The sequence below is a fragment of the Bradyrhizobium sp. AZCC 1693 genome (genome assembly GCF_036924745.1).
Lineage (GTDB): Bacteria > Pseudomonadota > Alphaproteobacteria > Rhizobiales > Xanthobacteraceae > Bradyrhizobium.
Map to the genome: position 1 here is coordinate 2883899 of NZ_JAZHSD010000001.1, position 13367 is coordinate 2897265.

10 protein-coding genes and 1 pseudogene are annotated in these 13367 nt (G+C 63.3%); 3 read left to right on the forward strand and 8 right to left on the reverse strand.

The window, feature by feature from the left end:
• Nucleotides 1–797: 797 nt before the first annotated feature.
• On the reverse strand, nucleotides 798–1133 hold the full coding sequence (locus V1293_RS13785; RefSeq protein ID WP_334510308.1) for a hypothetical protein: 336 nt from the start codon (nucleotides 1131–1133) through the stop codon (nucleotides 798–800).
• 374 nt (nucleotides 1134–1507) lie between these two features.
• Between V1293_RS13785 and V1293_RS13790 the strand changes: the two genes are divergently transcribed.
• Nucleotides 1508–1906, forward strand: coding sequence for a hypothetical protein (locus V1293_RS13790; RefSeq protein WP_334510309.1), 399 nt, complete (start codon nucleotides 1508–1510; stop codon nucleotides 1904–1906).
• Nucleotides 1907–2204: 298 nt separating this feature from the next.
• Here V1293_RS13790 and V1293_RS13795 read toward each other — a convergent pair.
• Nucleotides 2205–3391, reverse strand: a pseudogene (locus tag V1293_RS13795) (CaiB/BaiF CoA transferase family protein).
• A gap of 110 nt (nucleotides 3392–3501) precedes the next feature.
• On the opposite strand from V1293_RS13795, the gene V1293_RS13800 reads away from it, so the two are divergent.
• Nucleotides 3502–4431: a dihydrodipicolinate synthase family protein gene (locus V1293_RS13800; RefSeq protein ID WP_334510311.1), complete on the forward strand. Its 930-nt coding sequence runs from the start codon at nucleotides 3502–3504 to the stop codon at nucleotides 4429–4431.
• Nucleotides 4432–4516: 85 nt separating this feature from the next.
• On the forward strand, nucleotides 4517–4708 hold the full coding sequence (locus V1293_RS13805; RefSeq protein WP_334510313.1) for a hypothetical protein: 192 nt from the start codon (nucleotides 4517–4519) through the stop codon (nucleotides 4706–4708).
• Nucleotides 4709–4717: 9 nt separating this feature from the next.
• Here the strand turns inward: V1293_RS13805 and V1293_RS13810 are convergent, their stop codons facing one another.
• The 6 genes from V1293_RS13810 to V1293_RS13835 all read right to left on the reverse strand — a co-directional run bounded on the left by V1293_RS13810 (nucleotide 4718) and on the right by V1293_RS13835 (nucleotide 13330).
• A complete protein-coding gene (locus V1293_RS13810) occupies nucleotides 4718–5401 on the reverse strand; it encodes an endonuclease/exonuclease/phosphatase family protein (RefSeq protein ID WP_334510315.1) in 684 nt (227 codons plus the stop codon).
• Nucleotides 5398–7428, reverse strand: coding sequence for a VTT domain-containing protein (locus V1293_RS13815; protein WP_334510317.1), 2031 nt, complete (start codon nucleotides 7426–7428; stop codon nucleotides 5398–5400). The genes V1293_RS13810 and V1293_RS13815 overlap by 4 nt, the downstream gene beginning before the upstream one ends.
• Nucleotides 7429–7831: 403 nt before the next feature.
• Complete coding sequence (locus V1293_RS13820) at nucleotides 7832–7978, reverse strand: hypothetical protein (RefSeq protein ID WP_334510319.1); 147 nt, start codon at nucleotides 7976–7978, stop codon at nucleotides 7832–7834.
• 56 nt (nucleotides 7979–8034) lie between these two features.
• Nucleotides 8035–9597 carry a GNAT family N-acetyltransferase gene (locus tag V1293_RS13825; RefSeq protein ID WP_334510321.1) on the reverse strand — a complete coding sequence of 521 codons (1563 nt, stop codon included), beginning with the start codon at nucleotides 9595–9597 and terminating at the stop codon, nucleotides 8035–8037.
• 45 nt (nucleotides 9598–9642) lie between these two features.
• Nucleotides 9643–11007 carry an HlyD family type I secretion periplasmic adaptor subunit gene (locus V1293_RS13830; RefSeq protein ID WP_334510323.1) on the reverse strand — a complete coding sequence of 455 codons (1365 nt, stop codon included), beginning with the start codon at nucleotides 11005–11007 and terminating at the stop codon, nucleotides 9643–9645.
• A gap of 40 nt (nucleotides 11008–11047) precedes the next feature.
• Nucleotides 11048–13330 (reverse strand): type I secretion system permease/ATPase, encoded by a 2283-nt coding sequence (locus V1293_RS13835; RefSeq protein ID WP_442894238.1) that lies wholly within the window; start codon nucleotides 13328–13330, stop codon nucleotides 11048–11050.
• Nucleotides 13331–13367: the final 37 nt, after the last annotated feature.

Here is a 13367-nt window from a genome sequence, read left to right on the forward strand (position 1 = left end):
ATTGCGCACGGGCGCAGGGACCCACAGCCACCGTCGCCCATTGCTGAACGAAAGCCGTCGACCATCTTGGCAAGACAACATCCGCCGGGGCGTATGGGTCCCTGCGTTCGCAGGGACGACCGGCGTGGAAGCAGTCGCGATACAAAGTATGACTCTGCGTTCTCGCGGCGCATTGCGTCCGAGGTTTGTTGGGTAACTTCTCGCCCTCCTTGTTAGAGGGCGCAGGGAAGACCGGGTGCTTGCTGCACCCGCGGTCTCGCGTGCTATTTGCGCAAACAAAAGTGCACACGAGCATACAGGGCAGCGGGAGCATTCCGGCCTTCCCTGCGCAATGGCTTTACGGTTTACTTCGTGCTCTTCCCGGAGAACGGCTCTTTTGCCTCCGTCGTCGCGCAGACACTTCTGCGCAACTTAACGCCAGCACCGCGGCGCCCGAACCACACGACTTCGCCGTACGCTTCCGGCGCGCAACGTCTATCGCGCCCTCAGCGTCCATCGCATCTCACCGCACGTTCGTGACGATGGCCAACGCCCCTCATCCGCCGTGAGACGGGCGGAGTTATGGAGCTGATTTGCCCGACATGTTAAGCGGAATATTTTTGCGCCAAGGGCTGGACAGGATTTGAGTGATTTGCCCGTCGTGCCAATTGGTCGCAGTCGCTGCACAGGATTTTCGCTTGCGCGAGAAGCAAATCAGTTCGCAGTTCGTAGGGTGGGCAAAGCGCAAGCGTGCCCACCATCAAGAAGCACGATCGGCGATGGATGGTGGGCACGGCACTGACGCGCCTTTGCCCACCCTACGGGTTAACGATGCCGTCTCTTCTCAGCGGCGGCGGCAGAGCATCGTCGCCGATATCGGCTTCCCTGTCTTTGAACAGATGAACGATCGCGTTCGCGTAGTACCGCAACTGCACGAGCTCTTGCGGGTTGGCGCGGTAGGAGTCGTCGGTCTCGATCACCAGATGGCGCAGCGTCAGCATCCGCAGGCCGACGGAGATGGCGTAATCGCGGTCGGCGCGCGGGATGTGAACATAGCTTCCGAGCCGTTCGAGCTCGCCGGTCAAGGTTGAAACGCGGCCCTTGATTTCGAACAACGTCAGCAGCTGGCCACCCGCCTCCAGCATGGCGGTCACAGGCATATCCGAAGCGATGCCACTCGCCGCGCATGGCCAGCCAGAGACGGTCACAATCCCGCAAATCTCGTCATCGCGCTCGCCGGCCTTCGACCGGCCACGGCAGAGCACGCTCGGATACTCAGCCCTCGTTTCAAATCGTCCGACAGTTCATCATGTCCGACGCGATCCGCCGCCGATTCACCAGCCGCTTCACCGTCGGCCAACTTGCCGGGGCGGCTCGATCCCGATCACAAACCTCCCCCGCCGCTCTCAAATCGCCATAGCGCCTGCGGCACGGCCTGGGGCCGGCATCCGAAACCTTTCACAAAAGCGGAAGTCACGGGACGTCACTCCGGAAGACCGGAGGTACGCTCGTAGAGCCGGCTGACGAGATGGAACAGGGGCCGCCCGGATTGTGCGAAGGGAAGATAGCCCAGCTCGTCGAGGCTGAACATGAACGGAAGCCGGGCCTTCTGTTCACCGTGAATTCAGTTTCGCTGGCTAACGTGATCTCACGGCCACCAGAGGTGGCCGGATTTCCAGCCCCTGAACTGAAAGGACACCACATGCTCAAGAATATATCTGTTCCCGTTCTTGTTGCATCGCTCCTCGCTGGATCTGCAGCAATTGCTGCCGGTAGCGCCGTAGCTCATGATACCAAGTCTTCTGTGGACGCAAAGGCGCAGGCGACAGTAGACCAGCCGGTCGCGCAGGGTAACTCCGAGATGTCGGCCGCCAAGAAGGCCGCGAAGAAGACCAAGAAGACCAAGAAAACAAAGAAGGAGATGTAGGTACTCGCGCTTGCGGGAGGTGCGCGATGACGCGGGTGAAGCGGCATCGCGCCACCGCGTCGGCGGAGTTTGGCTGCGTGCTAATGAGTCCACACGCTAGCCCGGCATGAAGGCATCGAATGCGGCCCAGAGCTGCGCGCGATAGCGGTCGTCTTCCTGCAGGATTTCCGATCGTTCCGGCAAGCGCGCCCTCTGGAACGGGATTGGCCGGTATCGACAGCAGCGTCATGGAGTTGATGTCCAGGCGGCGGCTTGGCGAAGAACCACCTGACGGCAATGAACAAGGCGCCGGATCAATCTAGATGATCCCGTTGTTGCGAAGCGCGGCGATGGCATCTGCGTCATAGCCGATATCGGCCAGCACGCGATCGGTGTGCTCGCCGAGCGTCGGCGGACGCGACACGATTTCGCCTGGGGTCTCCGACAGCCGCACCGCGGCGCGCGCCGTCGGCGCCGGCTTCGGCAAGCCGGGTAATCGACATCCTGCATGAAGCCGGTGGCGCGGATATGCGGATGCTCCAGCGCCTGCTGCGGGCTCAGCACCGGTCCGGCCGGAATCATCGCTCTTCCCAGCGTATCGACGGCTTCCTGCGTGGTGCGCTCGGCGCACCAGCGCGCCATCCGTTCGCTGATAACAGGACCGTTGTCGCCGCGCTTGAGATCGTCGGCGAAACGCGGGTCGTTCAGCCAGTGATCCTCCTCGCCCATCAATTTGGCCCAGCGGATGAACAGCGGGTGCCCGGTGACCTGGCACAAGACCCAGCCGTCCTTGGTGCGGTAGATATCGGCGGGCGCCGCGGTCTGGCCGAGATTGCCTGTCGGCACGCGATTGGCTGATATCACCGCCTGCTCGATCAGGGTCGCGTTGGTGAAGGAGAGCGCGGTCGCCAGCAGCGCGCCTTCGACGATCTGCCCGCGCCCGGATTTGCCGCGCTCGATCAGGGCGGCGAGCGTGCCGAACGCGCAATGCAGCGCGGTGCCGAAATCGACCCAGTTCACCGCCGCCCGGTACGGCGGATCGCCCTTGCCCGTCATATACACCGCGCCCGACATCACCTGGCCAACGCCGTCAAAACCAACGCGGTCGGACCACGGCCCCGGCCCGCCGAAAGCGGTCGCGGTGGTCAGGATGATGTCCGGCTTGATCGCCTTCAGCGATTCATAATCGAGCTTCATCGCCCGCAGCGTCTGCGGCGGCAGGTTGGCGACGACGACATCTGATGTGGCGACCAGCCGGCGCATGACCTCCTGCCCTTCCGGCTTCATCGGATCGAGCGTGATGCACTTCTTGTTGCGGTTGACCTGCAGGAACAGCGCGCCCTCGCCGCCTTCGCCCACGGGCGCTACGAAACGGTCCTCGCTGCCGTCGCGTTTCTCCACGCGAATGACTTCCGCGCCGAATTCCGCCAGCAATGTCGCGCAATACGGCCCCGCGATATAGCGCCCGAAATCGAGGACGCGAACGCCCTCCAGAACTCCCCCCATCGATCTTTCCCTTGTTCTTTCTGCTCGATTGTGTCGAGCCTTGTATCATGTTGATGAATGAATTGGACAATCATACAATCACTGATCCCTTTCGAATGGAACATCCACAAATGACCCCGACTGCACAACGGCCCTATCGCGGCGTTTTCCCTGTCGCTCCGACCATCTTCGACGATCGCGGGGATCTCGATCTCGCGGGGCAACGCCGCTGCATCGATTTCATGATCGACGCCGGCTCCAACGGCCTCTGCATTCTGGCGAACTTCTCCGAGCAGTTCGTGCTGACCGATGTCGAGCGCGAACAGGTGATGCATGCGGTGCTGGAGCACGTCGCCGGCCGGGTGCCGGTGATCGTGACGACGACGCATTTCGGCTCGCGCATCTGCGCCGAGCGCAGCCGCCAGGCGCAGGACGCGGGGGCTGCGATGGTGATGATCATGCCGCCCTATCACGGCGCCACTTTCCGCGTGCCGGAGAAGGCTATTTTCGACTTCTACCGCACCGTGTCTGACGCCATCGACATCCCCATCATGATCCAGGATGCGCCGGTTGCCGGGACGCCGCTTTCGGTCGACTTCCTGGCGCGGATGGCGCGGGAAATTCCGAACATCCGCTATTTCAAGATCGAGGTGCCGATGGCGGCGGCGAAGCTGCGCGACCTCATCGCAGCCGGCGGCGACAGCATCGAAGGGCCCTGGGACGGCGAGGAAGCCATCACGCTGATGGCCGATCTCGATGCCGGGGCGACCGGCGCCATGACGGGTGGCGGCTATCCGGATGGCATCAGGCAGATCGTCGATCCCTATCTCGCCGGGCGCCGGGAAGAAGCGATGGCGGCCTATGCGCGCTGGCTGCCGCTGATCAATTACGAGAACCGCCAGTGCGGCTTGCAGGCCGCCAAGATCCTGATGCAGGAAGGCGGCGTGATCGGCTCGGAAGCGGTTCGTCATCCCCTGCAAAGGGTTCACCCGGCGGCGCGGGCCGGCCTCATTGAAATCGCGCGCCAGCTCGATCCGGTGGTGTTGCGCTGGGGACGGTAATCACGCCTTCATGACGGCTGGACGCAAAAGCGCACGGGAACGGAACCTTCGCTTCGATCAAACGTAAAAATCGGGGAGGAGCGACATGACCGAACAACAGACCTTTGCCTTGCTGCTGGGCGAGGCGGCGATGGCCGTTTGGGGCAATATGCCGCGCGACATTCAGGAAGCGCTATTCGAGACCGCGATGCGCGAGCGGGAGGACCTGCGCCACGGCCTCGCCTGTCTGCTGCATGAGCGGCACCCCAGAACGCAGCATCCGGCCAGGCCCGCGTGACGCAGACCTCTACTGCGGAAACGCGACATCCGCAATCACGGGAAGATGGTCCGAATACGCACAGGCCTTGCGATCGGTCCAGGCCGAGCGGATCGCCAGATCGCGCGAGGCATAGATCCGGTCCAGCCGCATCATCGGCAACCGGGCGGGAAACGTCCGCAGCCGCGTTCGGACCGGGCAGATCCGCGCCAGCACGCCTCTCACCGACTTCACCCAGAACCAGTCATTGAAATCGCCGAGCACGAGCGTCCGCGTCGGCTGCACCAGGTCGGCCAGGGCATGGGCCTGCGCGTGCCGTTCATGGATGCTCAGGCCGAGGTGGGTGGCAATGACCCTGACCTCCCCGTGACCGGACAATATGCGCGCGGCAATGGCCCTGCGGGGCTCCCGTTCCTGATACGAGACGTCGGAAATTTTCGGCGGCTCGGCGAAGGGCCAGCGGCTCAACAGCACCTGTCCGTAGTCGCCGTCCTCGGTGACGATCGATCGCGCATCGACGCTGTGGTCGCCGACGGCCTTCGCCAGCAGGGCAAAGGGATCATCGGTTCTTCCGCGCGAATCGACCTCCTGCAGCGCCACGACATCAGGCGACCAGTGGCGGATGATCGAACAAACGCCATCCAGATCGAACTTCGGATTGAGGTGGAAGATGCCGTGCACATTCCACGTCATGATGCGCATTGTGGCCGTCACGTTCTTCGTCCCGCCATCCACGTCACCAGGAACTGCACGCCAAGGCACAGCGCGATCCAGGCTGTGACCGCCAGCGCCAGCAGCACCACATTCGTCCATGAGGCGTTTCTGGCGAGGTCGGCGATCTGCGCGCCGAGCGCGGCCATGACAGCGATCCCCGGCGCCATGCCCAGCACGGTGCCGAGCAGGAAATCGCGCAGGCTCAGCTTGCTCGCGCCCGCCGCCAAGTTCACGATCGAGAACGGGGCGATCGGCACCATCCGGATCATGGCGACCGCAACCACCCCCTTGCCGATGATGCGGCCTTGAACCCGCGCGGCCCGGCGCCCGAGCAGCCGCTGCAGGCGCGCCTGGCCCAGCACGCGGCCGATCGAAAACAGCGTGAGCGCGCTGAGCAGCACGCCGGCGCCCGCACTGAAGAAACCCATCCACGGCCCCAGCGCCGCTGCCGTGGCGGCAATCAACACCAGCACCGGAAACACCACCAGCCCGCCGACGACGAAGGCGGCAATCGCGAACAGCGGCGCGAATTGCGACCGCGCGGGTTGCGAAATGACCGAGGAGACAAAGCCGACATCGGTGAAATCGTGCAGCGACGTGTACTGCCAGGCCAGCGCGAGGCCGGCGAGCGCCGCGGCCAGGCCGGATACCGCCAAAATGGTTCTTGCCGTCCACATGCGATTGGCGGCGCGGTCGAGGCGAAGCGGTTCTCTGGGGTCGGCGACCGGCTGCACGACGGTTGCCACGCTGCCGGCTGTTGCGGCCGGGTCGATCGGCTGCAGCGATTTCGCGCCGCCCGCGTCCGGCAGGCGGTCGAGAAATCCAAACAGGTCGGCTTCGTTGCTTTCGATCTCCCGTTCGTCGACGCCGCAGAAATGCCCGATCAGGCTGCGGCGAAGCCTGGCGATATATTGGCGATGCGCGCCGGATGTCGCCTCGAAGGCGAGATCGCATTCGGTGTCCGCGCCCATCGAGCGATTGTTGAGGTTGGCCGAACCCACGCGCAGGATACGATCGTCGACGATCACCACCTTGCTGTGCACCATGACCGCGGCAGCACGACCCCCATCCCTTGTCACGGGATAGAGAAAACGAACCCGGTCCATCACGCCTGCCGCCACAAATTGTGCGATGAATCCGCCGCGGCCGCTCTGCATGGCCTGCGATTCGAACCAGGACGAATGCATCTTCGGCGTGATGATCAAAACACGAAGCTGTGGCACATCGAGCATCCGCTGCGCCAGCAGGCGCGCGATGTCGGTGGCGCTGGTGAACTGGTTCTCGATATAGATGAGGCGGTCGGCCGCATTGATGGAGGCCTCGAACAGCCGCGCGACCTCGTTCACGCCGGCTTCGCTTGCGGTTGCGATCTCGGTCCGGGCGATGCCTGCCGTCATTCCGCGGGATTGCACCGGCACCGAGGCCGGCCAGCGCTCGCCCGTGACGCCAGCGCTTGCTTCGACCGTGCAGCCGGCGGCGCGCCACCTGCTCTCCGCTATTTCCGTCAAACTGGCCGCCGCTTCGCCATCCACCATGCACTGCACGTCGTGAAACGGCGGATAGGGCTTGCCGTCGGGATCGGTCCGCAGCGGATGATAGGCGTTGTGTTCGCTGGTGTCCCAGCGCCTTATCGTGAGGTCGAGACCGCCGACGAAGGCGAGCGCGCCGTCGATCACGACGATCTTCTGATGCTGCGCCGAGCCCAAGGGAAGGCTGGAGTCGAAACAGAAACGAAGCCTGTCGGGCGCTTCCGAGGTGAATTTGGCGACTGAATTCCACTCCCGCTCCGCCGCGTAGAGCGCCAGGAAATTCCAGCTCAGGATGTTGATCCGCAACTCGGGCTTCGCCTTCAGGAGCGCTTTCAGAAACGCGCCGAGCTCTTCCGGATAACCATCGTCGGCATGCCCGGACGGCCCGACAAAGCGGGTCAGGCTGTGGATGTCCCAACCGATGATGTAGACCTGCCGCGTCGCGAGCAGCAGCGCTTCCCGCAAAGCGGCGAAATACGCGGCCGCGTCATTGAGCATTGCCAGCCGCCCTGCCTTGCACCTTCTCCATACGGTGTCGCCCGGGATGAGGATGGATGAGCTTTGCAGCAGGCGGCACCTCGGCAAGATATGGAAGCATACGGGATCGCGAAACGTATGTTCGCCCGAAATCAACGTTTTGCGGCCGGGCCGGTTCCCCCGACCACAGGCTCGATGTAGGTGCTGTGCAGCGATGTCGGCGACTTGAAACCGTCGAACATGATACGGACGGTGCTGCGATAGTGGCCTGAACCGATGATGATCCCTTCCCGGCCGGCGAGATTTGGGCATCGCCTCGCTCCGAGCGCGCTCAGCCTGACGCGCGTCCGTTCAGGCGGCGGAGACAACTGGTCGGGTAGCCCTTTATGAGATCGCATTCCCGGACCAAGCGCCTTTGCGGGGCTCATTTATTGCCCGGCGAGGAAATACGTTCAGTCCCCAATGCCTGGCGGGAAATCCACCGGCGCACCATGCGATTGACGAAGGGTGGCGCTCCGGAGGCGATCGCGCCCGCCAACCAATGCCTGACGTTTCTTGTCATCGTGAGCATGGTGTCCTCCTTTCCCACCGCGCGCCTGCCAACGGGACAATTCCGACAATCCTGCCCTACACCGAGACCGAGTGTTCGCTGGCGGTCTGCCGGTCCGGCGTGGGCCGCCAATCACGCCACTTCCGGACCGACCGTGCGCTCGCCGGTTCGATCGCGGCCAACAGCGCGGCGTTGATTTCCGCCATGCGCCCAAGCTTGGCCATACACCTGGCAACCGCGACGAATCCGTCCGGCAGAGCCGGTTGCAGCCGCATGAATTCGAGATGCTGGCGCAATGCTTCCTCGTGCTGGCCGAGGCTTTCGCAAACCTGGCCCAGACATTGCCACGCCTTGGCGGCGTCGGGCCGAACCGTCGTCAGGATCCGGAACAGCCGCTTGGCCGCGGCGAAGTCACCCTTCGCCGCCAGCAACTGGCCCAGCCTGTGCAACCCGTCGGCGTGTTTCGGCTCAACCTCCAAAATGCGGCGGTAGCCGATCTCCGCATCGGCCGACTGTCCCTTGCGGTGAAGTTCGGTCGCCTGTTGCAGCAGGTCGGGAATGCACCTGGGATCGATCCGGCCGCCGAGATTCCTGCCACTCCTGGTTTCCAGCACGATGGAGTGGATCTTGCGCTCCTTGCAGCCGAACGAATATTTGTACGGCTCGTTGCCGCGCAGGAAGTCGTATTCGACAAACCCGCGCTCGATGGCGTGGCGAATGCTGTAGGCATGCAGGATCATGCCCGCCGGGGGCCCCTCGAACGTCTCGTCGCGTCCGGTCATGTAGAACGAGAACGTCCGCCTGCGCGGCTCCACCAAGGTCGCCAGCGCCGCGACCGGCCGGTCGCCGTGCCAAAAGGTCGGCAGGTACACCAGACCGGAATGGAAACTGCGCGTCAGCATGTTGCCGTTGGAGCGGATCAGGCTATCGATTCGATCAGCTTTTCGGGCACGCCACTTCGTGTCCCAGAAGCCCAGCAGGGTCTTGAGGTCCCGATCAAACGTCTCTGATGTGGCGACGGTTATTCTATATTCACTGGACGCTTCGACCTGCTTCAGGAGACGGCGGATCTTCTGCCGCGTATTGGAGCTGAGCGCGTCGAGATAAGCGTTCCAGTCCTTCGGCAGCGTGGCGTAGGGGCAGAGACTGTTGTCGATCCCGTCGGTCTTGATGATCTTGTCGACTGTGGTCGCGTGGAAACTCGCCTTCGGAAAGCAGGCGGTCAGCAGCCGCCACCGCCGCTCGGATATTCTGACATTGTCGAAATGGAGCCGCGCCCAGTTCATCTGCCTGATGGCGCGGGCAAAGGCCGGAATGACCTTGTGCTCCGCCTCTAACCTGCAGATGATGCCGGTATAGTCGGCGCCGAAATTGCCCGCCATCCGGATGTTGCCGAAAACGTCGGATTTCTCGATCGTGGTCTGCATCCGCAACGGAAAGAATGCGACGTAAGGCAAATCGGCGGCGTCACGCTCTTTCGCGGCCAGGATGAACCATGGTCCCGGGATGCTGGACAGCCAGCCGCTCAGCCATTTCCATGACAGGAAAATCTGCGCCTCGTCGTCCGCGTCGTAGACCGCGTTCCAGTTGTCCTCGAGCTTGGCCAGCGACGGCAACGTTTCGATGATGTCGATATGCACGGCGGACACCTTTCCAAAACTTCGTGTTAACTGCTCATTGATCGCCTAGCGCTCCCGGAATGCGCGCATCATGCTGTCGTGAATCGGCCTGACGATGTACTGGAAGAACGTCCGTTCCGACGTCTTGATGTAGACCTCGGCCGGCATCCCGGGCGTCGGGCTGAAGCCCGGAATATTCCTGCTCTCCTCGCTGTTGAGCTTGACGCGCACGATATAGATGTCGGTTGGTCCCACCTGCTGGGACTTCTTTTCGTCCGCCAGCGTATCGGCCGACAGGTAGATGACGTCGCCGGAGACCATCGGCGTGATGCGCTGGTTCAGCGCCGTCAGCCGCACCATCGCCGTCTGTCCGTGCTTGACGCTGTCGATATCCTGCGGCCGCAATCGCGCCTCGATGATCAGCTCGTCCTTCAGCGGCAGAAGCTCCATGATGTTCTTGCCGGCCTCGACCACGCCGCCCTGCGTATGATAGCGCAGCTTCACCACCACGCCGCTCACCGGCGCGGTGACGCGCACCCGATCGAGCACGCCCTTGGCGCTCAGCATCCGCTCGCGGACGTCGGCCAGCTCGCCGCGGACCTCATGCATCTGCTCGACCGCGGTCTTGATCGCGGTCTTGCGCACGCCATTGATCTGCTCGACCGCGCGGGCGATGCGTTCCTTGGCATCGCCGATGTCGCCCATGATGCGGCCGACCTCGCCTTCCAGATTGGCCTTCGACCGCTGCAGCACCATCAGTTCCGGCTTGCGTACCAGCCCAGCCTGCACCAGCTTGTCCTTGGTCGCGATTTCCTCGTCGAGCAGAACGATCTGGCGATGGACGGCATCGAGCTGGACCCGGGATCCCCGGATCCGCTCATCCAGCGCGTTGATGCTCTCCTGGATGCTCTTGACGTCGCTGTTGAGGTTGTTGCGGCGCGCCGTGAACGCCATCTTCTGACTGTCCACGATTTCCCTCACCTCGGAAGAGCTGGCCAGCCAATGGACGATCTCGGGCGGCCACTTGACATCGTCTTCCTCCTTCATCTCGGCTTGCAGCCTTGCATCGATCGCCGTCAGGCGGATGCGCCGCAGGAACAGCCGCTGCAACTCCGCGCGCGCCGCGGTGTCGTCAAGCTCGAGTAACAATTGCCCGGCTTCCACCGTGTCGCCTTCGCGCACGTAGATTTCGCGGATCATTCCGCCCTCGAGATGCTGGACGATCTTGTTCTGTCCGGTAACGACGAACACGCCTGAAGCGACCACGGCGCCGGCGATCGGCGCCATGTTGCCCCAGACACCGAAGCCCATCAGCATCACCGCCATGATCAGCGCACCGGCAACGGTTGGCAGCTTGGTCGATCGCGGCAGCGTATCGTACCAGGTGCCCTCTGCTTGCGCGGTGCGGTCCGCAATTTTCCTGTTGGCCATCGCGTAACCTCGTTGCTGTCAAACCGGCCGACGCCCTCGATCAATTCAACGAAGGCGGATCGCCCGGCCCGGTCGGGACATTGTTCGGCTTGCGTCCGGTGATCATCGGAATGATCTCGTCGCGGCTGCCGAAAGCCTGCACCGCGCCCTGATGCAGGATCATGATCTTGTCGACGCTCATCAGCAGCGCGGCGCGCTGGGTGATCGTCACCACCGTGATCTGCTTTTCCTTGGCGCGCACCAGCGCCTTGGCCAGCGCCCGCTCGCCATTGGCGTCCAGATTCGAATTCGGCTCGTCGAGCACGATCAGGCGCGGGTTGCCGTAGAATGCGCGCGCCAGCCCGATCCGCTGCCGCTGGCCGCCCGACAGCGGGCTGCCGTCCATACCGACGATGGTCTCGTAGCCCTGGGCAAAGCTCGAAATCATCTCATGCACATCGGCGGTCTCGGCGGCGTCGAACACGTCCTCGTCGCGGGCGTCGTCACGCATGCGGCCGATGTTGGCCTTGATGGATGCCGGGAACAGTTGCACATCCTGCGGCAGGTAGCCGACGCTCTCGCCGAACTGGCGCGGATCCCAGTTGCGCAGATCCATCATGTCGAGCCTGACGCTGCCGGCGGTCGGAATGATCGATCCGACCAGCATGCGGGCCAGCATGGTTTTCCCGGTGCCGGAATCTCCGACGATGGCAAGCGATTCCCCGGGCTTCAATTGAAAGCTGATTCCGTTCAGGATCACCTTCTTGTTCGGCGGCGGCACGTAGAGAATGCGCTCGACATTGAGATATCCGGCCGGACGCGGCAGGCGGAGCCGCTCCAGGTTGAGCGGCGAGTTCAGCAACAGCGCCTTGACGCGGGCATAGGCCGAACGCGCCTGCACGAAGCTGCGCCAGCCTTCGATGGTGCCTTCCAGCGGCGCCAACGCACGGCTCGCCACGATCGAGGCGGCAATCACCATGCCGCTGGTGACCTGAGTTTCCAGCGCCAGCCATGCGCCCCAGCCCAGGATGGCTATCTGGGTGCACAGCCGCAGGAACTTCGACAACCCCGTCATCAGGATGTTGCGATCCTGTCCGATCACCTGCGCTTTCAGGGACTCCACGGTTTCGCGGCCCCAGACCTGGACGCCTTCCGGAATCATGCCCATCGCATTGATGACCTGGGCATTGCGGGCCATCGATTCCGCCTGCAGGTTTGCCCTGGTGCCGTAATTGTTGGCCTGGTTGAACGGGACCGCGGTGACCCGCTGGTTCAACAGCGCCACGGCGATCAGCGCGAGGCCCGATCCCAGCACGATGAATCCGAGATGGGGATGGATCAGAAACACCACTGCGAAATAGACCGGCGCCACCGGCGTATCGAACATCGTCAGCAGCACCGGACCGGTAATGAACGAGCGCAGGTGCTGCAGGTCCGCCAATGTCTGGAATTCGCGGCTGGATCCGCTCTGCGCGGCCTTGGCGGCGGCGCTCAGGACGGGTCCGCCCAACCGGGCTTCGGTTTCGACCGCAACCCGCATCAGGATGAGGCGGCGCATCATGTCCATCAGCACATGCGCCCCGATCGCGATGAGCACGATGATGGTCAACATCACCAGCGTGTCCGTGCTGCGGCTGGTCAGCACGCGATCGGACATGTTGAACAGGTAGATCGGGATGGCGAGCACCAGCAGGTTGACCGCAACCGAGAACAGACCCACGGTCACCAGGTTGCGGCGCGCATTTGCCAAGCCACTGCCGAGCACGTCCCTGAATTCATTGTCGCTGGAACGCTTATGCAGCGGCGGCGAGTTACCACCGCCACCGCCTCCTCCACCGCCGCCGCCTGCAGAGCCGCCGCCACCGTCCTTGTCACCTCCGGTGCGTAGCGCCGGAGCGGGAACCGCCTGCTCGATCACGACGGTGGATCCCGGCGGCGGGGTCTTGGCTTCGGTCTTGGCGTCCGTCTTGGCTTCCGTCTTCGCTTCCGTTTTGACTTCCGGCCCGGCTTCGGTTTTAGCTTCCGTTTTCACCTCAGCCTTGACTTCCGTCTTGGCCTTCTCGCGCCGGAATGGCTCGACCGATGCCGGCTCGGCGGTCTTGGCGTCAGCGGTCTTGGCGTCAGCGGTCTTGGCGTCAGCAGTCTTGGCGTCAGCAGTCTTGGCTTCGGCCGGGCCACCCTTCTCGTCAGCAAATTTGATGTGCGGATCTTCGGCGCGCGAAGGCAGCGGATCAAACCACGGGCGAAGCGGAATTATCTTGGCTGTGCTCGCCGTTGCTTCGTCATGCTGACTCAGCCGCAAGTTCCCGGCGCTGCTGCCTGGACGATCATCCCAGCCCCACATTTGAAAACTCTCCTGCAACGGCAATAAACAAAACAAC

Bases quoted from the DNA above. Each gene is read 5' to 3' on its own strand.
- V1293_RS13805 (WP_334510313.1), top strand. From the start codon at position 4,517: ATGACCGAACAACAGACCTTTGCCTTGCTGCTGGGCGAGGCGGCGATG.
- V1293_RS13830 (WP_334510323.1), bottom strand. From the start codon at position 11,007: ATGGCCAACAGGAAAATTGCGGACCGCACCGCGCAAGCAGAGGGCACC.
- V1293_RS13835 (WP_442894238.1), bottom strand. From the start codon at position 13,330: ATGTGGGGCTGGGATGATCGTCCAGGCAGCAGCGCCGGGAACTTGCGG.
- V1293_RS13800 (WP_334510311.1), top strand. From the start codon at position 3,502: ATGACCCCGACTGCACAACGGCCCTATCGCGGCGTTTTCCCTGTCGCT.
- V1293_RS13790 (WP_334510309.1), top strand. From the start codon at position 1,508: ATGGAACAGGGGCCGCCCGGATTGTGCGAAGGGAAGATAGCCCAGCTC.
- V1293_RS13815 (WP_334510317.1), bottom strand. From the start codon at position 7,428: ATGCTCAATGACGCGGCCGCGTATTTCGCCGCTTTGCGGGAAGCGCTG.
- V1293_RS13820 (WP_334510319.1), bottom strand. From the start codon at position 7,978: ATGCTCACGATGACAAGAAACGTCAGGCATTGGTTGGCGGGCGCGATC.